Annotated in this window: 18 protein-coding genes and 2 tRNA genes; 8 read left to right on the top strand and 12 right to left on the bottom strand. The window is 68.4% G+C overall.

Annotation, left to right across the window (positions count from 1 at the left end; translation table 11 throughout):
• Positions 1–151 precede the first annotated feature (151 nt).
• Positions 152–1,456 (top strand): helix-turn-helix domain-containing protein, encoded by a 1,305-nt coding sequence (locus tag RPX00_RS46835; protein ID WP_406635807.1) that lies wholly within the window; start codon positions 152–154, stop codon positions 1,454–1,456.
• 747 nt (positions 1,457–2,203) lie between these two features.
• On the opposite strand, the gene RPX00_RS46830 is transcribed toward RPX00_RS46835, so the two are convergent.
• A complete protein-coding gene (locus RPX00_RS46830; protein ID WP_406635805.1) occupies positions 2,204–4,489 on the bottom strand; it encodes a tetratricopeptide repeat protein in 2,286 nt (761 codons plus the stop codon).
• Positions 4,490–4,864: 375 nt separating this feature from the next.
• On the opposite strand from RPX00_RS46830, the gene RPX00_RS46825 reads away from it, so the two are divergent.
• Both RPX00_RS46825 and RPX00_RS46820 read left to right on the top strand, forming a co-directional pair.
• On the top strand, positions 4,865–5,854 hold the full coding sequence (locus tag RPX00_RS46825) for a hypothetical protein (RefSeq protein WP_406635803.1): 990 nt from the start codon (positions 4,865–4,867) through the stop codon (positions 5,852–5,854).
• 250 nt (positions 5,855–6,104) lie between these two features.
• The gene (locus RPX00_RS46820) at positions 6,105–6,293 is read left to right on the top strand and encodes a hypothetical protein (RefSeq protein ID WP_406635801.1); all 189 of its coding nucleotides are present in this window, start codon (positions 6,105–6,107) and stop codon (positions 6,291–6,293) included.
• Positions 6,294–6,675: 382 nt separating this feature from the next.
• Here RPX00_RS46820 and RPX00_RS46815 read toward each other — a convergent pair whose 3' ends face one another.
• Entirely contained in the window at positions 6,676–7,674 is a 999-nt protein-coding gene (locus tag RPX00_RS46815; RefSeq protein ID WP_406635799.1) for a tyrosine-type recombinase/integrase, read from the bottom strand.
• Positions 7,675–7,775: 101 nt separating this feature from the next.
• Positions 7,776–7,852, bottom strand: a tRNA-Pro gene (locus tag RPX00_RS46810).
• A gap of 114 nt (positions 7,853–7,966) precedes the next feature.
• Here RPX00_RS46810 and RPX00_RS46805 point away from each other — a divergent pair.
• Positions 7,967–8,040: transfer RNA gene (locus RPX00_RS46805), tRNA-Gly, on the top strand.
• Here the strand turns inward: RPX00_RS46805 and RPX00_RS46800 are convergent.
• Entirely contained in the window at positions 8,009–12,730 is a 4,722-nt protein-coding gene (locus RPX00_RS46800; protein ID WP_406635797.1) for a HAMP domain-containing protein, read from the bottom strand. The two genes, RPX00_RS46805 and RPX00_RS46800, sit on opposite strands and share 32 nt — an antisense overlap.
• Before the next feature lie 155 nt (positions 12,731–12,885).
• On the opposite strand from RPX00_RS46800, the gene RPX00_RS46795 reads away from it, so the two are divergent.
• Positions 12,886–14,397, top strand: coding sequence for a PP2C family protein-serine/threonine phosphatase (locus RPX00_RS46795; RefSeq protein WP_406635795.1), 1,512 nt, complete (start codon positions 12,886–12,888; stop codon positions 14,395–14,397).
• 46 nt (positions 14,398–14,443) lie between these two features.
• Here the strand turns inward: RPX00_RS46795 and RPX00_RS46790 are convergent, their stop codons facing one another.
• On the bottom strand, positions 14,444–14,611 hold the full coding sequence (locus RPX00_RS46790; protein ID WP_406635793.1) for a hypothetical protein: 168 nt from the start codon (positions 14,609–14,611) through the stop codon (positions 14,444–14,446).
• Positions 14,612–14,719: 108 nt separating this feature from the next.
• Positions 14,720–16,021 carry a protein kinase domain-containing protein gene (locus RPX00_RS46785; protein ID WP_406635791.1) on the bottom strand — a complete coding sequence of 434 codons (1,302 nt, stop codon included), beginning with the start codon at positions 16,019–16,021 and terminating at the stop codon, positions 14,720–14,722.
• A gap of 231 nt (positions 16,022–16,252) precedes the next feature.
• On the opposite strand from RPX00_RS46785, the gene RPX00_RS46780 reads away from it, so the two are divergent.
• A complete protein-coding gene (locus tag RPX00_RS46780) occupies positions 16,253–16,705 on the top strand; it encodes a MarR family winged helix-turn-helix transcriptional regulator (protein WP_406635789.1) in 453 nt (150 codons plus the stop codon).
• A 184-nt stretch (positions 16,706–16,889) separates the two neighbouring features.
• Here the strand turns inward: RPX00_RS46780 and aspS are convergent, their stop codons facing one another.
• Positions 16,890–18,125, bottom strand: coding sequence for an aspartate--tRNA(Asn) ligase (aspS, locus tag RPX00_RS46775; RefSeq protein WP_406643327.1), 1,236 nt, complete (start codon positions 18,123–18,125; stop codon positions 16,890–16,892).
• 291 nt (positions 18,126–18,416) lie between these two features.
• Positions 18,417–19,565 carry a xylose isomerase gene (xylA, locus tag RPX00_RS46770; RefSeq protein WP_406635787.1) on the bottom strand — a complete coding sequence of 383 codons (1,149 nt, stop codon included), beginning with the start codon at positions 19,563–19,565 and terminating at the stop codon, positions 18,417–18,419.
• Positions 19,566–19,638: 73 nt separating this feature from the next.
• On the opposite strand from xylA, the gene RPX00_RS46765 reads away from it, so the two are divergent.
• Positions 19,639–20,778, top strand: a complete 1,140-nt coding sequence (locus RPX00_RS46765; protein WP_406635785.1) for an ROK family protein — start codon at positions 19,639–19,641, stop codon at positions 20,776–20,778.
• Here the strand turns inward: RPX00_RS46765 and RPX00_RS46760 are convergent.
• Positions 20,775–21,497, bottom strand: coding sequence for a dienelactone hydrolase family protein (locus RPX00_RS46760; protein WP_406635783.1), 723 nt, complete (start codon positions 21,495–21,497; stop codon positions 20,775–20,777). The two genes, RPX00_RS46765 and RPX00_RS46760, sit on opposite strands and share 4 nt — an antisense overlap.
• A gap of 136 nt (positions 21,498–21,633) precedes the next feature.
• Here RPX00_RS46760 and RPX00_RS46755 point away from each other — a divergent pair, with 136 nt between their 5' ends.
• Complete coding sequence (locus RPX00_RS46755; RefSeq protein WP_406635781.1) at positions 21,634–22,854, top strand: alkaline phosphatase; 1,221 nt, start codon at positions 21,634–21,636, stop codon at positions 22,852–22,854.
• Here the strand turns inward: RPX00_RS46755 and RPX00_RS46750 are convergent.
• The 3 genes from RPX00_RS46750 to RPX00_RS46740 are packed head-to-tail and all read right to left on the bottom strand — an operon-like array spanning position 22,849 to position 24,280.
• A complete protein-coding gene (locus RPX00_RS46750) occupies positions 22,849–23,478 on the bottom strand; it encodes a dihydrofolate reductase family protein (protein WP_406635779.1) in 630 nt (209 codons plus the stop codon). The two genes, RPX00_RS46755 and RPX00_RS46750, sit on opposite strands and share 6 nt — an antisense overlap.
• Positions 23,478–23,948, bottom strand: a complete 471-nt coding sequence (locus RPX00_RS46745) for an SRPBCC domain-containing protein (RefSeq protein ID WP_406635777.1) — start codon at positions 23,946–23,948, stop codon at positions 23,478–23,480. The genes RPX00_RS46750 and RPX00_RS46745 overlap by 1 nt, the downstream gene beginning before the upstream one ends.
• Positions 23,945–24,280 (bottom strand): ArsR/SmtB family transcription factor, encoded by a 336-nt coding sequence (locus RPX00_RS46740; RefSeq protein ID WP_406635775.1) that lies wholly within the window; start codon positions 24,278–24,280, stop codon positions 23,945–23,947. Before RPX00_RS46740 ends, RPX00_RS46745 begins: the two co-directional genes overlap by 4 nt.
• Between the last annotated feature and the right edge of the window lie 840 nt (positions 24,281–25,120).

Genomic DNA, 25,120 nt, shown 5'->3' with positions numbered 1-25,120 from the left:
CTGGCGGCGGAGCTGCGCGGGTGGGTGCGCGGCACCGGACCTTGACGGACCTGCTGATGTCCTTCGGACGCTCTCATACTCGGAGAGGGTCGTTCCAGGACTTCGGAAACAGCACGGAGCTGTGACGAATTTCGTCGGTTAACATCGTGTGATGCCGATCATGTGGTCGCGGATTCATGTTGAGCTGGGGCTGAATCCGACACCGTTGACTCATCCCATGGTGGTGCGAGCGGTCGAGGCTGGGGTAGCCGAGAACGTCGATCTGGATTGGAAGCAGGGGTTGCCGGCTGATGTTGAGAAGAAGCGCTGGGAGTTTGCCAAGGACGTGGCGATGCTGGCGAACACCCGAGGCGGACTGATCGTCTTCGGAGTCCGGGAGGAGAACGAGCGCGCCCAGGAACTCACGGCCGTTCCCAACGGCGAACGTGACCGCCAGCGTCTGCGCGCACTGGCCCACGGGCGGATACGGCCGATGGTCGACGGGTTGCTCATCGAGGCATTTGACGACGAGAACGGCGAGCAGGGGCTGATCGTGGTGTTCGTTCCGCCGAGCCCGGACGCCCCGCACGTGGTCGGGGAGAAGAACGAGATGGGCGTCCCGTATCGAGACGGGACCGACACCCGCTGGATGACCGAGAGCCTCCTGGCGCGCGCTTACCGAGACCGCTTCAGCCGCCGGGCCGACGATCGGGTGGCATTGGACTGGCTGATCGACGGACTCCTGGGCGATTTGGGGTTTGCCACGTGGCTCGTCGTGTCCGCGCGCCCGGCCGCACCTGTCCCGCCGCTGTTCGGTCGACCCGAGCCCGAACAGGCGGTCTCGACGATGCGAGCGATGCCGGCGTTGGCCGCTGAGATTGCCGGAGACTCACTCAGGGAAGCTGCAGTGCTGACCCAGCTTCTCGAGAGCGCGATCCTCAATCCGCGCAGTGGCTTGAGGCGCTGGGTCATCCGGTCGAACTATCACTCGACGGATCCGCACGAGCGCATCGACTGGGCTGTAGTGGAACTGCACCACGATGGGTCTGTCGCGCTCGCGATCCGGCCAGACGTCTTCTTGCCCCGAGACGTGGGCGGGGAAGCGAACGAAGCCAAGGGCGATGTCATCCGGGTGCCGGTGAAAATCGTTGACGCGCTCATAGTTGAAGTGGTCGCGTTGGCGGCATTGCATGTTCGCAGCACCGGCGGGGTTGGGACGGTGTCGGTTCGAGCCAAGTTCCATGGCAACGGCGGTGGGGCTTTGCCGATGGTAGCCGTCGACAACATGTTGGGCGGCGGCTATGTCTCTTCCTTGTTTGGTCAGGTTCCGGGATCGAGAGCGGTCCGCAACGGTTTTCCTGTAGAAGCGCAATTCTCCGCAGAGGACGATGTCACGGCACTGCGTGGCGCAGCACGTCAACTCGCTGACGACCTGAACCATCAGTTTGGCATCCGCGCGTCGTCGGTGCCTGAGTAGACGGTGGCGGTCGTCGAGCGCGATATATGGGAAAGAAACGGCCGAACCCTAATTGGTCTCTTCCTGCTGCGCTCATCGGCGGGATGCTCCAAGTGTTTGTTTTTGTAACCCGGCTGCCCTCGTCGCGTCTTTGCTTGGCGGCGATACTTTTGATCCCGGAAAATCGGAGGCAGGACGCCCCCGGCTTTCCGGGCTGGGTCCACGGCTTGCCGCGTGGCAACGAAAGCCCCCGAGGCACGTGGCGGCTTATCGACCTGGCCGACCGTGGCAACCACGGCAGATCACTGTGTGCCGGGCCACGACAACCGGGTGCGCTCGCGGCCTTCGACCCTGCAAGGCCGCCGACTGCTCATTGTTCGCCAGTACAAGACCGCCTGTGCGACATCAGCGATCCGGCGATCCTCCGGCCGCTGGCTATATTCGCCGGACAGCAGCGACGTCGCCACCGTGAAGCTCAGCCCGGACGAGCACACTTTCGCTACCGGCACCAACGACCACACCGCAGGGCTCTGGTAAACCGGCCTTGACGCGGTCGCCGGAAAGATCTGTCAGGTGGCGTATCCGAGGTTGAGCATGACCGAATGGAACCAGCGCTTCCCGGGCCTGCCCTGCCAATCGCACTGCCCACCGTGACCCTGCCGCTGGCCCAGTCGTGGACGCATGTCGGAACAGGTTTGCCGGACTGGTCGTCAGCAGCGATTCGAGCGCGGAACAGGTAGTCAAGTCGCCCTGTCTGAGCGACTGTGTTCAGTCCGATTCGCCGTTGGATAGCTGACGCTTCCACTGGATGAGGTTGGCGTTGATGGCGATGGTACGAGGGTGGTCCGGTCCGAGGATTCTCCGATAGTCGGCGACCAGCTCCTCGAATGCAGCTGCAGCTCCCGCAGCGTCACCGGACTTCCCGCGCCAGTGGGCGGAGTTGTTGCGAATAGCCAGGGTGGCGGGGTGGTCGGGGCCGAGGATCCGCAAGTAGTCGGCGACCAGCGCTTCGCTCAGAGCTGCTGCGCCGGCAGTGTCACCGCATTCCCCTCGCCAGGATGCGAGGTTGCTGCGGGCGGCAAGAGTATCCGGGTGGTCAGGTCCGAGAACCCGCTGGCGGTCGGTGAGCAGTTCCTCGAATGCAGCTGCGGCTCCCGCCGCGTCGCCGGATTCTCCGCGTGAGTGGGCGAGATTGTTGCGAGCGATGAGGGTGTGGGGGTGGTCGGGTCCGAGGGACCGTCGATAGTCGAGGACAAGCTCCTCGCCTGCGGTTACCGCGTCGGTCGCATTGCCGGATTCGACCTGCCAGCGGGCGAGGTTGCTGCGGGCGACGAGGGTGTCGGGGTGGTCGGGCCCGAATACCCGCAGGCAGTCGGTGAGCAGTGCCTCGAATGCAGCTGCCGCTCCCGCAGCGTCACCGGACTCTCCGCGCGCGTGGGCGAGATTGTTGCGGGCGATCAGTGTGTCGTGGTGGTCGAGACCTAGAACCCGCTGATAGTCGGTGACCAGTTTCTCGAGCGCAGTTGCTGCTGCGGCGGAGTCACCGGACCTTCCGCGCCATAGGTTGAGGTTGTTGCGAGCGGCCAGGGTCTCGGGGTGGTCGGTGCCGAGACGGTCCTGGGCTGTGTGCTGCAATCGCAGGAAGTGGTTGGCGGCGTCGGCTGCCAATCCGCTTTCGCCGAGGCTTCGGCCGAGGCGGAACAGCACGCCATTGATGTCAGGGGTCCATAGATGTTCGCCGCCGGCCGCGTTGAGCGATTCTGCGTTGGCGCGCAGGGCCTGAGCGAGAGCGGTGTCTCGTTCCACGTCGGGCCAGGCTTGCAGCAATGCGTTGGCGCCCGCGCGCGTGATCGCCGCGGCCTTCTCTGGGTTGAGCTGGTCGCGCACGGCGCGTTGCACCAGCGCGTGCACGCGTACGGCCCGGGCCGGTGAGTCGGAGCCCAAGGCGAGGAGGCTCAGCCTCGCCAGGCATCGCAGTCCATCGTGGACCTGTTCTGCGTCGATTCTGCGCCCCGTCCGATTCGCCAGGAGGTCAGCGACAGCGTCGGTGGCGAACACGGCGGACGGGATGCCGCCGGGGTCGAGATAGCTGGCGAGTTCGAGGAGCGGTCTGGCTACGCCAGCGGGCTGCAACTGGTCGGCGTGATCGACTGACAGGGACCAGGTCGCGGCTACCGTGTCGCGGTGTCCGTCAGGCAGTGCGTCGGGTTCGGGCAGCAATGAGGCGAGGTTGCGGCGTCGGTCGGCCAGCCGGTTCCGGTAGTCAGCGAAGGACAGGTCCCGGTCGATCATGTAGGCCGCCGCCTGGGCTAGTGCCAGCGGGAGACATCCCAGATCCCGGGCCAGCTGTGCGCATTCCTCTCCGGATCGCGGCGGGCCTCCGACTGCGGTTTCCAGGTACGCGCAGGCGTCGCGTTCGGCGAAGACTTCGACATCCACCCAGTGGCACTTTCCGCCGCGCAGGGACGCATCTTTTCGGCGGGTCGTGACGATCGCCCTACCGGTCGTGGCCGCGGGCGGCCACAAGCCTTGCAGATCGGCGGGGTTTCGAACGTCATCGAGGACCATCAGCCAATGGCAGCCGGTGGCGGACAGCCACTGCAGCAGTCGTGCCGCGCCTTCCGCTGCGTCGGTGTCTTCGATGCCGGTCAGGTCGTAGGCAAGTCGCGCGTAGCTCGTCAAGATGGTGTCGCGGGAACTGGCGGTCACCCACGCCAGCAAGTCCACCTCGTCGGCTGACCAGGCCCGCTCGGCGAACTCTACGGCCAGTTGGGTCTTGCCGACCCCGCCGAGCCCGGAGAGCATCACCAGCGACGCGTCTGATGGCGGTGCTGTGGCTCGGCTCAGCACCTGGTTTATGACCTGGGAGTGCGTCCGCTGTCGGAACGCGGCGGCAAGCGGTGGCACGACCCCGAAGCGGTACGGCAGCGACACCGCTCTCCGCCCGGATCCGTGAATATGCAGATCCTGAAAGGAACCGGCCTGCACCAACGACCCGGATACATCGCCCGCAGCGTTGTCGACCGCCCTGTCCGCCGCCCGCTCCTGCCCCATCGGCCAAGTATCCCTGACACGTACGGACCGAGGGAGAACCCGACCGGCTCAGCGCGATTCTGGGTTTGTGAGGGACCTCCCGTGCTGTGAGAGCTCGCGCGGGCGAGGACGGTGTTATGCTTGCTGCGCGTTGAGCACACGCCACGTCGGAACCGTCGATGCCCGGCAGCATGACGGTGACCCACGAAACGGCTGGACAGCCACCGCTGCTCATCACGACGATCTATCCATTTGTTGTTCGTGAAGGTCAAACAACCTTGTTGCGCTGTGCCGGGCCGGTGCCAGACGAGGTGTTGTGTTGTGACCTGGGAACGTGTTTTTGCCGATCTCCGTGGCCAACTGACCGGAGAGTCGCATGCAGAGTCCGTCGCCGCCGTGCATGAAGGGACCTCGGCGCTGCGCGCGGAGGATCTGCAGTTGCTGCGTTCGCTCGCTCGAGAACCGGTTTTGCCCGCACCGTTCGGTCCGGAACTCGACTTGACCGCTGAGGCACGAGCAGCGCTGCTGCCGGACGCACACAGCCGGGACCAGATGGAGCTGGAGGCCGGTCTGCTGTCCGCCGCGAGCGAGGCGTTCAACCATCTGCACACCCATCCCGAAGGCAGCCTGACCCGGCCCGTCCCGGTGATCGGGGCGAGCCTGCCTCGACGAGACCGGCTGCAGGTTCGGATCGTGCCGGTCGCCGTTCCGCCGCTGCTGCACGAACTGCTGCCGTTCGAGCTGGACGGAGAGGTGTCCGGGATTCCGGGAGTGCGCGCTCGCGTGCATCGCCGGTCGACCGAACTGTTCCTGCTCGACGCCCCGGACGCGGTTGTCGAGCTTGTCGGGGTCGGCAAGAAAGCCTGGCAGGCCGCCACGGCATGGCGGTACGCGTTCAATCTCAAAGCTCCTGAGGGGGTGAGTTTGGCAGACGCGTCGCCCGAACGGCTTACCCCGGACGAATCTCGCAGCCTGGCTTCCTACGGTCGAGCGTTCGGTCCGGTCGACATCGCGAGCGGGTTCGTGCGGAGGATCGCGGTGTTGCGGCACACGTTGTGGGTTCGGGCCTGGCCCACCGGTGGGTTCGACCTCAACGTCGAATGGCCCGGGGACGAGCCGCGGCAAGCCCACGTCGCGCTCCAACTAGCGCACCCGGTGCTCGGTCTTCCCGGTGCCGAAATCGGGGCTCCGGGCATCCTGCACATTCCGGCGTACTGTCGAGCCGACAGCGGCGGCGACCCTGACGAGATCCGCCGTTTGCGGTTTCGCCACACCGAACTCCCCTCGGGGCGCTCGCCAGAGGACTCGGGCCTCGCTGCGTTCCAGAAAGGTGCCCGGCCACAATGGGATGCGTGGCGCAATACCCTCACCGACCAGGCTGGCTAAGGGAGCCGACGGATACCGCGGGCAGCGACTCCGGCCGGATCGCGGCCGGTTCGGCGGCTTGCGGGCCGTCAAGGCATGTCCCGGTCTGCGCGCTCGAAGTGGCTCCGACCGTTGTTTCGCGCAGCGAAATTCTGCTTTTCCGTTGCCGCACTGAGGTTTCGTTGCCGCATGATCTTGTCCGAGGGTTGCGGCAACTGTCGCGGCCATGATGGAGTGGCACCGTCCGGAGGGGAGTAGCCCCGCACGGCCCATGGATCGACATGCTGATCCCGCTCGTGGGTTCCGGTCCTGGGGCGAAGCCCCCGGCCTCGACGTCACCCTCCGCGGCCTGTCCATGATCTGCATCGACGAACAAACCCTCGCCGTCACCGGACCGGTCTTCGACGGCCTCTGCGAATTCCACAGCCGCGCAACCCTCCTCGGCCGCGAACCAGCCTGACCCGGCGGCAGTCGCCGGGTCAGGCCGTCCGCGCGAGAACCCGCAAGCTCTACCGACACAGCAACCACGCGCTGGAGGCTGCGCTCAGTTGGGCCGTTGCGACCTCCGTTTCTGCCGACTCCCGGGTCACCGGAACATCGGCGTACACGCCGAGGAAGACCGCGGATGCTGCGTCGCGCAAACCTCGATCTCCAGCGAAGAGGGTGCCAGCCTCGCACCGCTCAGCCAGCCATTGCCGCGGGGGTCCATAAACGCATCACCGAACGCGCCTGTGCTTGGGCACGACACCGTCCTCCTGGAACGCTGAATCTCCGTCAGGCGACCGCAGTCCGTATCGCCGAGCTTGACAGCGCGGCCCCTCGGCTTGTGACAAGCAGCGTGATCAAAGTGCGTCACCGACTCGGATTTTCCTGGCGGCTTCGTGGGCTCGTTCGGTGGCGGCGCTGGCCCCGTACTTCCGGGCCATCTGCGGCGTCGCCCAGCCGTTGAGGAGCATTAGGTCGCCTTCGCTGCCGCCGGATTTGAGGAAGGTGTGCGACTGGAAGTGCCGGCCGAGGTGTGCGTGGAGATTGCGGCCGAGGACGCCGTGTGCATCGGCGTCGTTGCCGCGGCGGCGGAGCATGATCTTGATGCCGTTCGGCGAGAGTGGCGTGCTGCGTCGGTGGTCGCTGAGCCACAGTCTGGTGGTGGTGTCGGCGTAGGGGTGGCGAGCACGGACGCGGAGGTAACGGCCGAGGGCTTTACCGGTGGCGGCGCTGAAGGGGAGTGTGCGCCATTTCCCGCCTTTGCCGAGGACATTGACGACGCGACGGGTCAGGTCGAGGTCGCGTTCCAGGTCGATGTTGGCAATTTCGGAGAGGCGGCCGCCGGTGTCCCAGATCAGCCGGATGATCGCTTCGTCCCGGCGGCTGTGGAAATCGCGGCCTTGGCAGTCCCGGAGGACCTGCCTGATGAATTCCACCGGAGTGATGGGGATCGGCTGGTCCGGAATGTGCGGCGGTTTCATGCGGGCCATCGGATGGTGCTCGATCTCTTCCTCGGCCAGGAGCCAGTTGAACCACGCACTCAGCGCCCGGTAATTGTTGTTCGCATTGCCCGGACTGGTGGTGGCAATGCGATAGGCGATCCACCGTTTGACGTGGTTCGGTTCGTAGTCTTCGGGCTCGGCCGGTTCCGGCGGAACGGAGGCGAGCCACGCATCGGGGTCCTCGGCTTCCGGCGGCGCGACCGGGTCGCCGAGCCAGAGGTGGAAGAAGCGCACGGAGTCGCAGTAGCCGCGGATCGTCCGGGGGCTCTTGTTCTCGGCCTCGAGTGACATAGCCCACTCGTCGATCAGCGCCTGCCAGGCCGGCGGAGCGGGCTTCAGGGCTCGGATGCGCATGTGAAAATCCTCGAATAGGAGTGTCACTGAGCGCTGTGCTAGCTCCCGCACCGCGTCCGGCGGCACGAAAAAGGGGCTGAACCCGCAGGTCCAGCCCCATCTGGTCGGGATGACAGGATTTGAACCTGCGACCCTCCGCTCCCAAAGCGGATGCGCTACCAAGCTGCGCCACATCCCGGCACCCGCCCCAAGAAGCCTTCCGAAACCTCCGGAAGCTCATGTACCCGGGGGTGTACGACCCACCCTAGCGGGCACGCTAAGCTGGCTTCGCTCCCGGGTCACCGAGGGCGCTGCGGGTGTAGCTCAATGGTAGAGCCCTAGTCTTCCAAACTAGCTACGCGGGTTCGATTCCCGTCACCCGCTCCAAGCTTTCTACCTCGGACGATGCCGCGTCCGCCTCCAGGCGGGCGGCGATCACGTCCAGCAGCAGATCCGTGTCCACCGGCTTCGTGATGTAGTCGTCGGCACCTGAGGCGAGGGTGCGTTCGCGGTCTTCCTCCGTCGCCTTCGCTGTGACGGCAATCACGGGCAGGTCTTCGTGGGCCGCTTCGGCTCGGATTGCCGCGATGGTGGCGTTGCCGTCCAGTTCCGGCATCATCACGTCCATCAGGACCAACGCGGTGTCCTCGTGGCGTTCCAGGGCCCGGATTCCGGCCACGCCGGTGTCGGCGTAGATGACTTCCAGGCCCGCCTGTTCCAGGACCGCGGCTAGGGCGAAGACGTTGCGCAGGTCGTCGTCGACGATCAGGACCTTTTCGCCGTTGAAGCGTTTCGGGGCGCTGTTCGGTTCGGCCACCGTGATGGTGCTCGGCAGGACCGGCAGCTTCGGCGTGGGGCGCACGGGGGTCGTCGGGGCGATCAGGTTCGCCGCGCCGACCGGCAGGTACAGCGTGAAGGTGCTGCCTCGGCCGGGGACGCTGCTGACGCGCAGTTCGCCGCTCAGCAGCTCCGTCAGCTGCTGGCTGATCGACAGGCCCAGACCGGTGCCGCCGTACTTGCGGCTGGTGGTTCCGTCCGCCTGGCGGAAGGCGTCGAAGATGACTTCCAGCTTCTCCTCGGGGATGCCGATGCCGGTGTCCTCGACGCCGAACGCGATGATGCCGGCCGCCGAGCGCAGAGACTCCTGCTCGACTTCCTCGGGGTCTGCCATCCGGATGTGCAGGCGCACGCCGCCCTCGTCGGTGAACTTCGCGGCGTTCGACAGCAGGTTCCGCAGCACCTGCTGCAGGCGGTGCTCGTCGGTGTGCACGCTGCCCGGCACCGGCGGGTCGATCAGGACCGCGAACTCCAGGCCCTTGTCCGCGGTCAGCGGGCGGCACAGGGATTCGACGTAGTTGACCAGCTCCGGCAGCGTCACGTCGGACATCTGCAGGTCCAGCTTCCCGGCCTCGACCTTCGCGAGATCGAGGATGTCGTTGATCAGCTGCTGCAGGTCGGACCCGGCCGCCCAGATCGTCTTCGCGAACTGGATCTGCTTCTCGGTGAGGTTGCCCTCCGGGTTCTCCGACAGCAGTTTCGCCAGGATCAGCGCGCTGTTGAGCGGAGTTCGCAGCTCGTGCGACATGTTCGCCATGAACTCGTTCTTGTACTGCGACGCGACCGTCAGCTGCCCGGCGCGTTCCTCCAGCTCCTGGCGGGCCTGCTCGATCTCGATGTTCTTGACCTCGATGTCGCGGTTCTGCTGGGCCAGCAGCGCCGCCTTCTCGGCCAGCTCGGTGTTCGACCTCCGCAGTTCGCCTTGCTGGGCCTGCAACTGCTCGGACCGCGCGCGCAGTTCCTGGGCCAGCCGCTGCGATTCGGTCAGCAGTGCCTCAGTACGCGAGTTCGACAGGATCGTGTTGACGTTGACGCCGATCGTGTGCCGCAGCTGCTCCAGCAGATCCAGGTGCACCGCGGAGAACTCGTTGACCGACGCCAGTTCCAGCACGCCGAGCACCTCGCCCTGGAACAGCACCGGCAGCACGATCACGTTCACCGGCGGAGCCGAGCCGAGCCCGGACGACACCAGCGCGTACTCCGGGGGAGCGCCGTTGACCAGTATTGTCCGCCGGTCCACGGCGGCCTGGCCGATGAGCGATTCGCCGAGCCGGAAGCGCAGCCCGGTGCGGGCCTGGGCGAGCCCGTAGGCGGCGATGCAGTCGAGCAGCTTGTCCGGGTCGCCGCCGTCCTCGTCGTCGTGGGCGATGAAGAACGCGCCCTGCTGCGCGCTCACCAGCGGGGCCAGCTCGGACAGGATCAGCGTCGCCACCGACGCGAGGTCGCGGTGGCCCTGCATCCGCCCGGACAGCCGCGCGAGGTTCGTCTTCAGCCAGTCCTGTTCGCGGTTCGCGGAGGTGGTCTCCTTGAGGTTCGCGATCATCTGGTTGATGTTGTCCTTGAGGTCCGCCAGCTCGCCGGACGCGTCCACGGTGATGTGCCGGGTCAGATCGCCCGCGGTCACCGCCGTCGCGACCTGGCCGATCGCGCGGACCTGCGTGGTCAGGTTGCCCGCCAGCTGGTTCACGCTCTCGGTCAGCCGCTTCCAGGTGCCGGACACGCCCTCGACCTCGGCCTGGCCGCCCAGCTTGCCCTCGGTGCCGACCTCTCGCGCCACGCGGGTGACCTCCGCGGCGAACGCGGACAGCTGGTCGACCATCGTGTTCATCGTCGTCTTGAGTTCGAGGATCTCGCCCCGGGCGTCGACGTCGATCTTGCGGGACAGATCGCCGCGCGCGACCGCCGTGGTGACCTGGGAGATGTTCCGCACCTGGCTGGTCAGGTTGTGCGCCATGAAGTTGACGTTCTCGGTCAGGTCCTTCCAGGTCCCGGCCACGCCGGGCACCCGCGCCTGACCGCCGAGGATGCCTTCCGTGCCGACCTCGCGGGCGACCCGGGTGACCTCGTCGGCGAACGCGCGCAGCGTCTCGACCATGTCGTTCAGCGTCCCGGCCAGCGCCGCGACCTCGCCCGCCGCGTCGATGGAGATCTTCTTCGACAGGTCGCCGTTCGCGACCGCGCTCGCCATCGTGGCGATGCTCCGCACCTGCACGGTGAGGTTGTCCGCCATGACGTTGACGTTGTCGGTGAGGTCCTTCCAGATCCCCGCGACGCCGGGCACGCGCGCCTGGCCGCCCAGTCTGCCTTCGGTGCCGACTTCGCGGGCAACACGGGTGACTTCGTCCGCGAACGCGGACAGCTGGTCGACCATCGTGTTCAGGATGTTCTTGAGTTCCAGGATCTCGCCGCGCGCGTCGACGGTGATCTTCTGCGTCAGGTCGCCGCGGGCCACTGCCGAGGTGACGTGCGAAATGTTCCGCACCTGCTCGGTCAGGTTGTTGGCCATGAAGTTGACGTTGTCGGTGAGGTCCTTCCAGGTGCCCGCGACGCCCGGCACGGTCGCCTGGCCGCCGAGCTTCCCGTCCGTGCCGACTTCGCGGGACACGCGGGTGACTTCGTCGGCGAAGGCGGACAGCTGGTCGACCATCGTGTTCAGCGTGGTCTTGAGTTCGAGGATCTCGCCCTTGGCGTCGACCGCGATCTTCTTCGTCAGGTCGCCGCGCGCCACCGCCGTCGCGACCTGCGCGATGTTGCGGACCTGCGCGGTGAGGTTGTTGGCCATGAAGTTCACCGAGCCGGTCAGGTCGCGCCAGATGCCGGCGACCCCGGGCACGGTGGCCTGGCCGCCCAGCTGCCCTTCGGTACCCACTTCGCGGGCGACTCGGGTGACTTCGTCGGCGAAGGACGAGAGCTGGTCGACCATCGTGTTCATCGTGGTCTTGAGTTCGAGGATCTCGCCCCGCGCGTCCACGGTGATCTTCTGCGTCAGGTCGCCCTTCGCGACCGCGGTGGTCACGTGCGAGATGTTCCGGACCTGGTCCGTCAGATTGTCGGCCATCTGGTTGACCGAGTCGGTCAGCCCGCGCCAGGTACCCGCCGCGCCGGGGACCTCCGCCTGACCGCCGAGGCGGCCGTCGCTGCCGACCTCGCGGGCGACTCGGGTTACCTCGTCGGCGAAGGACGAGAGCTGGTCGACCATCGTGTTCAGCGTCGTCTTGAGCTGCAGGATCTCGCCGCGCGCGTCGACGTCGATCTTCTTCGTCAGATCGCCCGCCGCGACCGCCGTGGCGACCTGCGAGATGTTGCGGACCTGGTCGGTCAGGTTGTCCGCCATCAGGTTCACCGAGTCGGTGAGATCGCGCCAGGTGCCCGCGACGCCGGGCACGCGCGCCTGGCCGCCCAGCCGTCCCTCGGACCCGACCTCGCGCGAGACCCGGGTGACCTCGTCGGCGAACGACGAGAGCTGGTCGACCATCGTGTTGATGGTGTTCTTGAGTTCGAGGATCTCGCCCCGGGCGTCGACGTTGATCTTCTGCGTGAGGTCGCCGCGGGCCACCGCGGTGGTGACCGAGGCGATGTTGCGGACCTGCTCGGTGAGGTTGTCGGCGAGGAAGTTGACCGAGTCGGTGAGGTCGCGCCACGTGCCGGCCACGCCGGGGACCTCGGCCTGGCCGCCGAGGCGGCCTTCGCCGGCGATCTCGCGGGACAGCCGGATCACCTCGGCGGCGAACCGCGACAGCTGCGCGTTGAGGCCGTTCACGGTCTTCGCCAGCTCGGCGTACTGCCCGCGCAGCGGACGGCCGTCCAGCTGCAGCGCCATCGGCTGCGACAGATCGCCCTCGGCGACCGCGCCGAGCACCCGGTCCAGCTCCACGACCGGACGGCTGACGTCCTCGATCAGCCCGTTGACCGTGTCGACGGCGGTGGCCCAGCCGCCGGGGCCGATTTCGGCGCGCACGCGCTCGGTGAGCTTGCCTTCTTGACCCACTTCGCCGCGAACCCGCATGAGTTCGGTCACCAGCCGCTGGTTGCGTTCGGCGATGTCGTTGAACGCCGACGCGAGCCGCGCGGTGATCCCGTCGCCGTGCGCGACGAAGCGCCGCCGGAAGTTGCCGTCGCCGAGGTCGTGCACCGCCGCGAGCAGCCGCTCCAGCGCCGCGACCTCGCTCGCCGGGACGAAATCCGGTTCATGGGCCCCGGAGTTCCGGGGGCTCCCGGAAGTCTGGGGAGTCTCTGTCATCTCTGCCGACCTTCCCACCACGCGTGTGCCAGCCATGGTCGTCGACCCAGCCTGCCACGGTTCGCCCTACACTTCGACCCAGTCCGCCCGCGCACACTGTGCCAACCTGGAAGGACCAGGACCGTCAGGTCGACCCGGAGGCAGGAGGTTCGTGCATGGTGTCACGGCCCGCTCCGGCGTCGGCCCTGCCACCCGGCGCCGAGCTGCCCGGGCACGCCGGATTCTGGCGCTCGGTGCTCGACGACGTCCGGGAACCGGTGTTCCTCCAGGACCCGGAAGGCACGCTGCGCTGGGCGAACGCGGCGGGAGAGCGGCTCGGCCCCGCCGAACTCACCGGCGTGACCGAGACCACCGGCAAGGTCGGCCACCGGCCGGCCAAGATCCGCGCGCTGCCCGGCGGCTGGCGGGCCTGGACCGTGGTCGACGACGGCCGCCGCCGTCCGGAAGACTTCCTCGCCGAGGCCGGTCCGAAACTGGCGCTCGCGCGCGGACGGCACGGCACGGCACGGGTGATCGCGGAGCTGGCGGCGTCCGCTTTGGGCGATTGCGCCTTCGTGCTGCTGCCGACGACCCGCGGCCGCTGGGAGTGGTGGAGCTGCACCGAGCACGGCGCGGCCGGCCACGGCCGGATCCGCCGGGTGCCCGCGCAGCTCGCGCCGGTGGTCTCCGACGCGGTCACCGACATCGCCCGGCCCGAGGTGCGCGCGGTTCCGGCGACCGAGGTCGCCGCGCTGCCCGCGGCGGTCGCTGAGCCCTTCGAGGGGCATCTTGAGGTCTCGGTGGTCTCCTTCGGCTCCGGCATGGCCGGCGCGGTGCTGCTCGGCAGGCGCGGGGAGGCCGCGTTCGGGCTCGCGCAGGGCCAGGCGGTCGAGGCGTTCGCGGACGCGGCGGGCACGGCGCTGGCCAACGCGCAGCGCTACGCCCGGCAGGAGGAAGCGACGCGCGGGCTCGAATCGACGTTGCTGCCCACCCCGCCCGCGCAGATCGACGGGGCGAATTTCGAGCTGTGGTACGAACCCGCGGGCGGAGTGCTCGGCGTCGGTGGCGATTTCTACGACGTCCTCGCCCGCGACGACGGCAGCGCGTTCGTGGTCGTCGGCGACATCTGCGGCAAGGGAGCCGAGGCGGCCGCGCTGACCGGCCGGGTGCGGCATTCGCTGGCCGCGCTGCACCTGGTCGAACGCGACGGCCGGACCATGTTGCGGCTGCTCAACGAACTCCTGATCTCCGGCGGCAGCAACCGGTTCGCGACGCTCGTGCTCGGTTCGGTCGCGGCCGCGGAATCCGGCCTCGACGTCACGCTCGCCTCCGGCGGCCACCCCGCCCCGCTCGTGCTGCGGCGCGGGGGAAGGGTCGAAGAGGTCAGCGTGCCCGGCACGCTGGTCGGCGTGTCGCCGCAGGCCCGTTTCGCGGAGGCGACGACGCATCTCGACGAGGGCGACGTCTGCCTGCTCTACACCGACGGCGTCACCGAAGCTCGCAACCGCACCGAATCCACCGAGCTGTTCGGCGACGAGCGGCTGTACACGGTGCTCGAGGACTGCGTCGGGCAGCCGGCGCACGAGGTGGTGCGCCGGCTGCGCGAGGCGGTGCGCGCATGGCTCGGCAATTCCGGCCACGACGACATCGCGGTGCTGGCGATCGAGGCCGCGCCGCGGGCGGAGTGAGCTAGCCGGATCCCTTGCGTGGCAAGGAAAACCCGGCCCGCGCGGTTCAGCTGCCGCGCTGGGCCTGCCCTTCGGGCACCCGGTCGGTCTTCGCCGCCTGATCCGGTGCCGGGACTGCCTTGGCGTCTCGTTCCGGCTTGGCCGCGCGAGCGGCTTCCGGGCGCTCGAAGTGTTCCCGGCACTGCCGTCCGAAGCGACGTGCGTGTGCGGTCATCGGTCCCACCTCCCGCCTCGCCACCAGGATTGCGCGCCGGGGACGAGTTCGCCACCGAATTGCGCGCCGTCAGCCGACCGGGTGGTCCGGCGGCGCGGGCCTGTCTGTCTAATGTGGAGTCTTGTCGCTCGGCGGGCCGGTGCTGGGATCGCGAGGCTGTCTTGTCTGTCCTGGCGGGGTTTTCGGCGGGGTCCGGCCGGTCTGGCTCGCTTGGCTCGGCAGCGTCGGGAACGTGCGGGCGGTCGTGCCGGGCGGGGGCGCGGTCGTTTCCGCGGGCTGGTCCGCTTTCGGCGAACGGACCGGCGGCGCGGATGACGAATGCCGCGGCGCCAGGTCCGGCGAGTCGGACGGGGCGGAAGCGGGCGGGGAAGCCGGGACCGGAGCCTGCTCGCGGACCGGCGCGGACCCGGTACCCGGACGGAGCGGGGTGGCCAGCAGGAGCGTCCCCGCCGCGACCATGGCCACCGGCAGGCCCGCAGCGAGCAGCACGCGCCGCCGGGACGCCGTGACGCGATGGCGGCGGCAGAAGACCGCCAGCCGCGTCTTCATCGGAAGCCGCAACGTTTCCGTGCCGCGCAATGCCCGCGCCACCGCGGTCGCGGTCGGTCGTTCCTCCGGGTCGCGCATGGTCATCGCGCGCAGAGTCCGCGCCAGCGGTTGCGGCGCGTCCGAGGGGATCCGCGGCGACCGGTGCAGCCGCACGACCGCGGTCTCCGCCGCCGTGCCGGGGTACTCGCGGACGCCGGTGAGGCATTCCAGGAGCACGAGCCCCAGCGCGTACACGTCCGAAGCCGGGCCGGGATGCTCGCCTAGCACCTGCTCCGGCGAGAGATACGCCGCGGTCCCGACGACCGCGCCGGTGTCGGTCACGCGGGTCGCGTCCACGAAGCGCGCGACGCCGAAATCAGCGATCCGCGGTCCGTCGTCGGACATGAGGATGTTGGCGGGTTTGAGGTCGCGATGGGTCACGTCGTGGGCGTGCACGTGGGCGAGCGCCTCGGCCAGCTGGGTGCCCATTTCCACGACCTGGTCCGCCGGCAGCGGCCCGGACCGCAGCCATTCGGACAGGTTCGGTCCGTGCACGCAGTCCATGACCAGGTACGCGTGCCCCTCGTCGACCCCGGCGTCGACGAACCCCACCAGCCCCGGATGCCGCACCGCGCGCAGCGCCGCTATCTCCTGGTCACGGCGGTTGCGGCCCAGCTCGACGGCTCCGGCGTGGAACAGCTTCACCGCGACCGCGGCCCCGGTCTCGCGGTCCTCGGCGCGGTGTACGCAGGCTGTCGCGCCTTCGCCGATCCGCTCGCCCAGCTCGTACCGGCCGGCCAGCGCCCGAGGGGCGGGCCCGTACCTGCCCAGCGCGAACCGCCGGGCGGTAGTGCCCGCGTCCGCATCGCCAGCGTCGGTCATTCGCCGATCACCTTCCCCCGAGTAGCGGGGACAACTTACTCGCCGCCGGGCCACGGCAAAAGCGGAGCCGCGGTCCGGGGGATGCCCGGCGGCGGGGAGACCCGGGCCGCGGTTCGCGGGTACAGTGACTAGTGGGTATTACAGGCGCGCGCAATACTTGCAGGTACATTTAGTTGAGCGCGTCCCGGGCCGCGGCCGCCCGCAACCCGGGCCGCCAGGAGGAGGTGCACCATGTCAGTGTCGGACGACGCCGTCGAGGCGCGCGCGCAAGGCTGGCGGACGCTGGCTGCGCTGCACGCGCGGATCGAGGACCGGCTGAACCGTGCGCTGGAAGCCGAGCATGAGCTTTCGGTGAGTGAGTACACGGTGCTGGATGTGCTGGGGCGGCAGGACGGGTTTCATTTGCGGATGAGCCAGTTGGCCAATGCGGTGGTGTTGAGTCAGTCGGCTACGACGCGGTTGGTTACCCGGCTGGAGGAGCGGGGGTTGTTGTCGCGGTATCTGTGCCAGGACGATCGGCGCGGGATTTATACCGAGGTGACTCCTGCTGGGCAGAAGCTGCTGGCGGCGGCTCGGCCTACGCATGACGCGGCGTTGTCGGCTGCGTTGGGGGAGGCGGAGGAGTTGCCTGAGTTGGCTCCGTTGGTTACTGCGTTGGGGTCGTTGACGTTCGCTGGTCAGTGAGTGGGGGCTCGTCGCCCTGGCGGGCGACATTGCGGGCCGGTGATTGCGTGGGGCACCCCGAAGCCCAAGTGTGCTGACGGTTCGGGGGTGCTTGTCAAGGCGGGAAAGATGCCTTGACAAGCACCCCCGAACCGCAGGGCGGCTTCGTATCGGGGTGCGGGGGAGGGGCTGGGTGCCTGGCTGGTTATGGGTGCAGGCGGTGGAGGTCTCTGGGGAAGAGCGTTGCCCCGCGGATGTTCGCTATGCCCAGTACTCGGGCTACCCAGCGTTCTAGGCCGATCGCGAATCCGCCGTGTGGCGGCATTCCGTGCGCGAACGCATCCAGGTAGTCCGAATACTGTCCGGCTTTGTTGCCTAGTGCGGTGAGGTAGTCCTGGTATCGGTGCAGTCGTTGGCCGCCGGTTACCAGCTCCAGGCCTCGGAACAGTAGGTCGAAGCTGTTTGATTTCTCCGGGTTCGTTGGGGCTGGGTGGGCGTAGAACGGGCGTTTCGCCATGGGGTATCCGGTTACGAACAGGAATTCCGAACCGTGTTCGCGCTCGGACCATTCGCAGAGCCAGCGTTCGTGGGCGGGGGCCAGGTCCGGTTCACCTCTTGGGTCCTCGTCGGTGTGTTGCGCGAGAAGTTCTTGTGCTGCGTAGAAATCGATCGACGGAATCTCTTCCGGTACGGTCGGTGCGTCCGGTCCGGTCGCGGCGGCCATCTCGGCGATGACGTCGCGCAGCACTGTCATCACGTCGCGATGGTCGGTGATGAAGCCCAGTTCCGCGTCTAGGCTCGTGTATTGAGCTAGATGTCGTGCGGTGTCGTGGGGTTCGGCCCGAAAGACCGGTCCCACCTCGTATACCCGCTCGAAGACGCCGACCATGGCCTGCTTGAAAAACTGCGGTGACTGGGCCAGGTAAGCCGGGCGTCCGAAGTAGTCGAGCTGGAATACGTTCGCTCCGGATTCTGTCGCGGTGGCGACGATCTTCGGGGTGTGGATCTCGGTGAAACCCTGGCTGTCCAGCGCTCGTCGGAATGCTGCGACGCTCGCTGCGGCTACCTCGAAACGTTTGCGCAGCAAGGGATGTCGTAGGGCGACTGCGGCGTTGTCCAAAACCACCGGCAGACCGGCGGCTACCTCGGGTCGGTAGAGGGCGAAGGGGGGTCGTTTTTCGGCTGTGGACACAACTTCTACGGTCGGTTCCCGCAGTTCGGCGCCTTGCGGGGTGGCGACGACTGTTCCGGTGAGGCGGACGACGGTTTCCTCGGTGACGTCCGGCGGTTCGGCGAATACTGCTTGCGCGGTTCCGGATCGGTCGCGGATGACTAGAAAGGTTACCGATTTCAGCACGCGCCGGCGGTGTACCCAGCCGGCGATCGTTACGGTGGAGCCTACGTGGTCACGCAGGCAGGCCACCGGGGTGCGGGTACTCAATTCCTTCTCCTGAGCGGGCACTCGGCGACCCCTTGGGGGTGCGGGCGAGAAGGGAAACTCGCGGTGCCACCGCACCTTCGCTGCCAAAGCGACAGCCTCGTCTGGCCGGATGACGGCGGCCGGGCCGGCGGGGCATTTCCTCCCCGCACTCGGGAGTGTCTTCGCGCTGGGCCGCGACGCTGCCTTCTCACCGGCGGGCAACTCTCTGTCCCTCGCGGGGCCCTGCGCTACTTGTCTCCGTCAACGCGTTGCCGCAACGGTAAAACACCATTGCGGCCCGCGTCGCCTGATTTATCGGACGCCCAGCAGGTGCTCCAGCGCCAACTGGTTGAGCCGGGTGAAGTGGTAGCCGCGTCGGCCAGCGGCTTCGACGTCGAACTCGTCGGCGGTCAGGTCATCCAGGGTTTCGCCTTCGGCGAGCGTCGGGGTGGCCAGCTCCGGTACCCGGGACGCGGCGAGTGCTTCGGCGACCTCCGGATCGGCGCGGAAGGCGCGGGCTTTCTCGCGCAGGATCAGGTAGGTGCGCATGTTCGCCGCGGCGGAGACCCAGACGTCCTCGGGGTCCTCGGTGCGCAGCGGTTTGTAGTCGAAGTGCCGCGGGCCGTCGTAGCCGCCGTGTTCCAGGAGGTCTACCAGGAAGAACGCGCTGGTCAGGTCGCCGTGGCCGAAGATCAGGTCCTGGTCGTACTTCGGGCCGTGCTGGCCGTTGAGGTCGAGGTGGAACAGTTTGCCCTGCCACAGCGCCTGCGCGATGCCGTGCACGAAGTTCAGCCCGGCCATCTGCTCGTGGCCGACCTCCGGGTTCAGGCCGAACAGCTCCGGCCGGTCCAGTTGCGAGATGAAGCCGAGTGCGTGGCCGATCGTCGGCAGCAGGATGTCGCCGCGTGGTTCGTTCGGCTTCGGTTCCAGTGCGAAGCGGATGTCGTAGCCCTGTGCGACGGCGTAGTCGGCGAGGACGTCGAGGCCCTCCTTGTACCGGGCGAGCGCGGCGCGGACGTCTTTCGCGGCGTCGGATTCGGACCCCTCTCGGCCGCCCCACAGGACGTAGGTTTGCGCGCCGAGTTCCGCGGCGAGGTCGAGATTGCGCCGGACCTTGGTGAGCGCGTACCGCCGGATGTCGCGGTCGTTGCTGGTCAGGCCGCCGTCCTTGAAGACCGGGTGGCTGAACAGGTTCGTCGTCGCCATCGGCACGCGCAGGCCGGTTTCCTCCAGCGCTTTCTTGAACCGGGCGATCGCGACGTCGCGGTCCGGTTCGGTGGCGAGGAGGTCGTCGTCGTGGAAGGTGACGCCGTATGCGCCGAGGTCGGCCAGCCGGTGCACGCTCTCGACCGGGTCGAGCGGCGGGCGGGTCGCGACGCCGAACGGGTCGGCCGCGGCCCAGCCGACGGTCCACAACCCGAACGAAAATTTGTCCTCCGGCGCGGGGGCGTAGTCGGCCATGCCCGTCCCTTCATTTAGTTCACGATGTAGACTAAATACTGCGCCGCGGCCGCCCCGGCCGTCAAGAGTGGAGATGAGCATGGAGCCGGTCCGGCACGACGCGATGCGCGCGCGGAACCTCGAACTGGTGCTCGGCGAGATCAGCCGAGGCGGCCCGCTGACCCGCGCCGCGCTGGCGGAGCTGACCGGGCTGACCAAATCGACGGTGTCCACTTTGGTCGGTTCGCTGCTCGACGCGGGCTTCCTGGCCGAGACCGCCGCCGTGCGGGCGGGGGAACGCGGGCGTCCTGGCGTCGAGGTGTCGCTGAGCGGTGCGCGGATGGCGTCGCTGGGGCTTGAGGCCAATGTGGACTATCTCGCCGCGTGCGTACTGGACCTGACCGGCACCGTCCGCCGAACCACCCGGATCGAGCGCGACAACCGTGGGCTGCCAGCGGAAACTGTGCTGGACGCGGTGCGGGAGCTGGCTTCCGCGGAGCTGGCCGAGGCGCGTGAACTGGGTTTGACGGTCGTGGGTGCGGTGCTCGCGGTGTCGGGGCCGGTGCGGGATGGGGTGGTGCTGAGCGCGCCGAACCTGGGGTGGCGGAACGTGCCGGTGGCGCTGGAGTTGCCGGTGCCGGTTTCGGTGGACAACGAGGCGAATCTCGGTGCGCTGGGCGAGCTGTGGTTCGGCGCGGGGGCGGCGGATTTCCTCTATGTGTCCGGGGAAATCGGCATCGGTGCGGGGATGGTGGTGGACTCCCAGTTGTTCCGTGGCACCGGCGGAGAACTGGGGCACGTGCTGGTTTCCCCGTCCGGGCCGTCCTGTCGCTGCGGTGCGGTCGGCTGTCTGGAGACCTATGCCGGGCAGGGAGCGATGCTGGCCGCTGCTGGAGTATCCACAGTGGACGATTTGGCCGCCGCGTTGACTGCGCGAGACGACGCGGCGTTGTCAGCCGTCGCGGCGGCGGGGGAGGCGTTGGGGTTGGCGCTGGCCTCGGCGGTCAATGTGCTCGACGTGGACCGCGTGGTGCTCGGCGGGGTGTTCGGGCCACTGTTCCCGTGGCTGGCACCTGCAGCGGAGGACGTCTTGCGAGCACGGTTGACCGGCCTGCGCGGTTCGGTGCCGGTGCTGAGCCCCTCCGCTCTTGGCGATTCGGCCGCGACGCTAGGCGCGGCGGGTCGCACGATCCATGGCGTTCTGGCTGATCCGGGGCCGTTTCTCGCCCGCTAGCCCAGGTTGTCCGCCAGCAGAGTCACCACGTCGCGCCAGGCCCGCTCGGCGTGCACCGGGTGATAGCCGACGCCGGGGACGAGCCGCTGTTTCGGCTCGATCGGCGGATGGTGGAAGGCGTGCAGGGCGCCGCCGTAGACCGTGAGCCGCCAATCGACGCCCGCGTCCTGCATCTCGGCGGCGAACGCGTCCCGTTGCGCGGCCGCCATGATCGGGTCCTCCGAGCCGACGCCCGCCCACACCGGGCAGCGGATGTTCGCCGCCTCGCCCGGACGGCCGGTGACCAGCGCGTTGATCGTGCCGATCGCGCGCAGATCGACGCCCGCGCGGCCGAGTTCCAGCACGATCGCGCCGCCGGTGCCGTAGCCGATCCCGGCGATCTGGCTGGAGTCGGTCCGGGGCTCGGCGAGCAGCACGTCGAGCGCCGCCTGGCCGATGTCGCGCATCCGGTCGGGGTCGTCGAGCAGCGGCAGGCAGCGGGCGAGCATCTCGTCGGGATCGGTGAACCAGCGGCCGCCGTGGATGTCGAAGGCCAGCGCCACGTAGCCCAACTCGGCCAAAGCGTCGGCCCGTGCGCGTTGAAAGTCGTTGAGGCCGGTGCCCTCGGGTCCGATCAGGACCGCGGGCCGACGGCCGGTGCCGGCGGGGAGCGCGAGGTGCCCGACCATGGTGAGGCCGTCGGCCGGGTATTCGACGGTGCGCGTCGTGACGGTCTCCATGAGAACCAACCGTAATGAGCGCCGGGACCCGGCGGGGTGCTGTTCACCGTCGGCGGACACGTCCATTCAGGTGACCTGCTCGCGGCGGCTCCCCGAAACATGTTAGGAAAGCTTCCTAACTAAAGGAGGTTCCGGGATGCGCAAGACGATGGTGCTCACCGCCGCGATGCTCGCGGTGGCCGGAGCGGTGCCCGCCGCGAGCTTCGCGGCGGGGGACGGTCCCGCGGCGGACTGGCATCCGAAAGCACGCAACATCGTCTACATCCAGGGCGACGGCATGGGCGCGGCGCAGCGGGAGTTCATCCGGCTCGCGACGACCGGCCGGGCCGGGGACCTCGTCATGAACCGGCTCCCGGTCACCGGCCTGGTGCACACCGATCCGGACGACCCGGAGGAACTCGTCACCGACTCGGCCGCCGCCGCGACCGCGCTGGCCACCGGGCACAAGACCCGCAACGGCGCGGTCGGCCAGGACGCGCGCGGGCGCCGGCTGCTGACCGTGCTCGAACAGGCCAAACGCGCGGGCAAGTCGACTGGTCTGGTCACCACCGCGCAGGTCACCGGCGCGTCGCCGGCCGCGTTCGCGTCGCACGTGCCGTCGCGTGACCTGCAAAGCGACATCGCCAAGCAGTACATCACCGAAAGCCGCCCGGAAGTCCTCCTCGGCGGCGGCGAGGACTGGTGGCTTCCGAAGGGCGACCCCGGTGCGTGGCCGGACAAGCCGGGCGAGGAAAGCCGCAGCACGCACGGCAATCTCATCGAACAGGCGAAACGGTCCGGCTACACCTACGTCCGCAACGCCACCGAACTCGCCGCGACCCGTGCGCCGCGGCTGCTCGGACTGTTCGCGAACGAGGACATGGTCGACTACGGCCCGGACGGCAAGGGCGCGTACCAGCCGAAAGTCGCGCTCCCGGTAATGGCGAAGAAGGCGCTCGACACGCTTTCCGCCAACCCGCGCGGTTTCTTCCTGTTCCTGGAGGAAGAAGGCATCGACGGAATGTCGCATGAAAACAATGCGCACGGCGTCCTCGATGCGGGCCGGGCCCTCGACGCGGCCGTTTCCGAGGTATTGCGTTTCACTCGCTCGCACCCGGACACCCTGGTGATCATCGGCGGCGACCACGAGACCGGCGGACTGGCCATTGAGGACACAGACGGTGCCCCCGAAGGCGACGAGGACGGTCCGTTCCCCGTTCCTGGAACGAAACTCTCGCTGACCGTCGACTGGACCACCGGCGACCACAGCGGCGTGCCAACCCCGGTCACCGCGACCGGCCCCGGCTCGGATCGGCTCGACGGAACTCTCGACAACACCGACGTTTACCGCGCGATGGTGTCCGCCGCTCGGCTATGAGGCCAAATTCGTAACCCCGTCATAATCGTCGACCGCAGCCTCGCCGATAACGTCGTACTCCAGCAACACCAATCCGCTAGGCGTGGCTTCGTGCTCGATTAGCCGCAACCCCGTCGCCGAAACCGGATGCGGGAATTGCAGCCGCCCCGCACCGAGCACCGTCGGCGTGACAACCAACCGGACCGCGTCGACAACTCCCGCGGACAGCAAAGCGTTGCCGAGCCGGGCGCTGCCGTGAATCTGCAGCTCCCGGCCAGGCCGCGCCTTCACCTCTCGGACGGCCGTCGCCGGATCGCCGCGCAACACCGTCGTCGGCGCCCAGCTGCCGGCTTCGAGCGTGTTCGACACGACGTACTTCGGCAGCGAGTTCATCCGCTCAGCGAACGGATCGTCCGGATCGGTGACCGCGGGCCAGTCGCGGGCGAACGAGGTGTAGGTCCGGCGACCGAACAACAGCCCGTCGGCCAGCCCCAGCCAGTCGACGGCGCGCTGGACGAAAGCCTGGTCGAGATGCGGCACAAACCACCCGCCGCGGCCGAACCCGTCGCTGGTGTCCTCTGTGGACGAACCCGGCCCTTGGCTGACCCCGTCGAGCGTGACGAACGCGGTGATCACGACCTTCATCAGGACCCGCTCTCGGCGATCTTCGCGAGCTGAGCTGTCACAGTGCCCCACCCGTCCGCGAACCCCAGGTCCGCGTGCCTTTCCCGGGCCGCCGGATCCCCATGCCGCACGACGACGCGGTAATCCGTGCCCTCCGGATGATCGCTGAGAACGATCTCGGCCGTCATCGCCACCGGCTGCGGACTCGCCGGACGCCACGCACTGTCGAGCGCGTTGGTGAACACGATCCGCTCGCCGTCCTCCACAACGAGAAAACACGCGTCGAGATGCGGGACGAACTTCTCGCCGTCCTCGCTCATCCTCGTGACGAACGCACCCCCAGCGCGCACGTCCAACGCCTCGACGCGGCACCGCAACGGTGCGGGAATCCACCACTGGGCGAGGCTGGCCGGGTCGGTCCAGGCGTCCCAGACCCGCTTGCGGGGCGCGCGGATGACGCGTTCGAGGGAAAGATCGAGGTCGGGATTCACTGCTGGTCCTCCTGGCTGGTAACAAATTGCTCAAGCCGGTCCGTACGTCCCGTCCAGATGCGCCGCTGCTCGGCAAGCCAGTCCTCGACCAGCACGAACCGCTCGCGATTGAGGACGCACGTCCGCACCCGCCCGGACTTCTCGGTGCGGATCAACCCGTGCGCCTCGAGCATCCGCACGTGCTTCATAAAGGACGGCAACGTCATCGGCGCCTCCCCCGCGAGATCCCCCACACTCGCCGGCCCCCGCCCAAGCCGCCGCACGACGGCCCGCCGGGTCGGATCGGCCAGCGCAGCGAAGACCCCGTCGAGGACGGTCGAATACTGAGCCATGTGGCTAAGTATTGCGGAGCGGGATGGTTAGCGCAAGGGCTAAGTGTTTCGGGGGCGATCGCCTGGACGAGTGCTTCGGCGGGTGGCCGAGGTGGGTTCACCTGCGAGCCGGGGCCTGGTCCGGCTGTGCGGGACAGGCCAGGCGATCGGGCTCGGCTCGCGGCGGGGAGAACGAGGTGCGGTCCGGAGCCTGGTCGGCCGCTCGGCTGGTGCTGGCCAGCGGTTGCCTGCGGCCCGGAGTTCGAAGCATGCCTGGCCATCGCTGGGGATGAGGCAGTTGCAGGTCGCAGAAAGTGGCGCTCGGCCAGTGCCCGCGGGCCCCTGGCGCGTGCTCAGCCAGCCCCTGAGACGAGGACCGCCTGCGCCGAACTCAGATCGTTGTGCTCACTAGTCCTCGCGACGAGTGTGGTCCGCGCCGGACCTGGGCCGCTGAAGCGGTGCCGGACCACTCTCGCGAGGATGGCCTCCGGAATCGAATCGGGTCGCCGAAGCGTGCTCAGTCAGCCCTCGCGATGAGAGCCCACTCTGAACCCGAGCTGCTGAACCGGCCTCGTGATGACAGCGGCCCGCTCTGGACCCGAGTCGCCGAAAGCGGTGTTCAACCGACCTCGCGATGGCAGCGGCCCACTCCGGACCCGAGTCGCCGAAAGCGGTGCCCAACCGGCCCGCGATGAGCCCAGCCCCGCCTCAAACCGGGCCGCCGGACCATCCCCACCCAGCCTCAAGCCGAGAGCAGCCCTAACCCACCCGGCCGCCCAACCCAGCGACCCAGCGAACTGAAGTGGCAACCGAGGGAGTTGAACCCTGCGCGGCTTGTGAAGGCGGCGCTCCTGACCGGCC

The sequence above is a fragment of the Amycolatopsis sp. WGS_07 genome (assembly GCF_045278895.1).
Lineage (GTDB): Bacteria > Actinomycetota > Actinomycetes > Mycobacteriales > Pseudonocardiaceae > Amycolatopsis.
Note: the sequence above shows the minus strand (reverse complement) of the source record. Positions and strands in the feature narration are given on the sequence as shown.

Bases quoted from the DNA above. Each gene is read 5' to 3' on its own strand.
- RPX00_RS46835 (WP_406635807.1), top strand. From the start codon at position 152: ATGCCGATCATGTGGTCGCGGATTCATGTTGAGCTGGGGCTGAATCCG.
- RPX00_RS46830 (WP_406635805.1), bottom strand. From the start codon at position 4,489: ATGGGGCAGGAGCGGGCGGCGGACAGGGCGGTCGACAACGCTGCGGGC.
- RPX00_RS46820 (WP_406635801.1), top strand. From the start codon at position 6,105: ATGGATCGACATGCTGATCCCGCTCGTGGGTTCCGGTCCTGGGGCGAA.
- RPX00_RS46815 (WP_406635799.1), bottom strand. From the start codon at position 7,674: ATGCGCATCCGAGCCCTGAAGCCCGCTCCGCCGGCCTGGCAGGCGCTG.
- RPX00_RS46800 (WP_406635797.1), bottom strand. From the start codon at position 12,730: ATGACAGAGACTCCCCAGACTTCCGGGAGCCCCCGGAACTCCGGGGCC.
- RPX00_RS46795 (WP_406635795.1), top strand. From the start codon at position 12,886: ATGGTGTCACGGCCCGCTCCGGCGTCGGCCCTGCCACCCGGCGCCGAG.
- RPX00_RS46790 (WP_406635793.1), bottom strand. From the start codon at position 14,611: ATGACCGCACACGCACGTCGCTTCGGACGGCAGTGCCGGGAACACTTC.
- RPX00_RS46785 (WP_406635791.1), bottom strand. From the start codon at position 16,021: ATGACCGACGCTGGCGATGCGGACGCGGGCACTACCGCCCGGCGGTTC.
- RPX00_RS46780 (WP_406635789.1), top strand. From the start codon at position 16,253: ATGTCAGTGTCGGACGACGCCGTCGAGGCGCGCGCGCAAGGCTGGCGG.
- xylA (WP_406635787.1), bottom strand. From the start codon at position 19,565: ATGGCCGACTACGCCCCCGCGCCGGAGGACAAATTTTCGTTCGGGTTG.
- RPX00_RS46765 (WP_406635785.1), top strand. From the start codon at position 19,639: ATGAGCATGGAGCCGGTCCGGCACGACGCGATGCGCGCGCGGAACCTC.
- RPX00_RS46760 (WP_406635783.1), bottom strand. From the start codon at position 21,497: ATGGAGACCGTCACGACGCGCACCGTCGAATACCCGGCCGACGGCCTC.
- RPX00_RS46755 (WP_406635781.1), top strand. From the start codon at position 21,634: ATGCGCAAGACGATGGTGCTCACCGCCGCGATGCTCGCGGTGGCCGGA.
- RPX00_RS46750 (WP_406635779.1), bottom strand. From the start codon at position 23,478: ATGAAGGTCGTGATCACCGCGTTCGTCACGCTCGACGGGGTCAGCCAA.
- RPX00_RS46740 (WP_406635775.1), bottom strand. From the start codon at position 24,280: ATGGCTCAGTATTCGACCGTCCTCGACGGGGTCTTCGCTGCGCTGGCC.